A 487-nucleotide genomic window follows, 5' to 3' on the forward strand; every position below is an offset into this window, starting at 1 on the left:
TCAAGGCCGACATGGTCACTATCTTCGCGGTCGTGGCCCGTGAATGGCACTATCCAGACGTCTGGGGGTATGGCGCTGAATTTGAGGCACTGGTCACGAAGTGGCGGACGCCGCGCCGCAAGCGGAGGGCCGCAGCATGACCGACCCCCGCCCCAACTACCTCTTCGACGGCCCGCTCTACCAGGAAGCCGAACGCCGCGCGGAGCGCATCCTCGAAATGGCCGCGGCGCTCCTCGAGGCCCCGGCCCTGGTCGACCGCGACGACGAAATCCGCATCCTGCGCCAGCGCGGCTATGGCGTCGTGGACGTCGCGATGCTGCTCGACGACGCCCGCTACGAGAAGCACCAGCAGCTAGTGGCGAAGGTGATCAGCGATGAGTGAGCGCAAGGACCAGGAAGCCGCCTTCCCCTTCCCTTACGGAGGATGCGCGCACCCCGGCATGAGCCTGCGGGACTATTTCGCGGCCGAAGCGATGGGTGGCATCCT

Annotated in this window: 1 protein-coding gene; it reads left to right on the top strand. The window is 66.5% G+C overall.

Annotated elements, in window-relative coordinates; all coding sequences use genetic code 11:
- Positions 1-136 precede the first annotated feature (136 nt).
- Positions 137-382 (top strand): hypothetical protein, encoded by a 246-nt coding sequence (locus AACY08_RS29080; RefSeq protein ID WP_339472532.1) that lies wholly within the window; start codon positions 137-139, stop codon positions 380-382.
- The last annotated feature ends 105 nt before the right edge of the window (positions 383-487 follow it).

This window comes from Pseudomonas sp. EL_65y_Pfl1_R83, assembly GCF_963970695.1.
Lineage (GTDB): Bacteria > Pseudomonadota > Gammaproteobacteria > Pseudomonadales > Pseudomonadaceae > Aquipseudomonas > Aquipseudomonas tritici.

What these genes read in the sequence shown, in the direction of transcription:
- AACY08_RS29080 (WP_339472532.1), top strand. Translation starts at nt 137, where the DNA reads ATGACCGACCCCCGCCCCAACTACCTCTTCGACGGCCCGCTCTACCAG.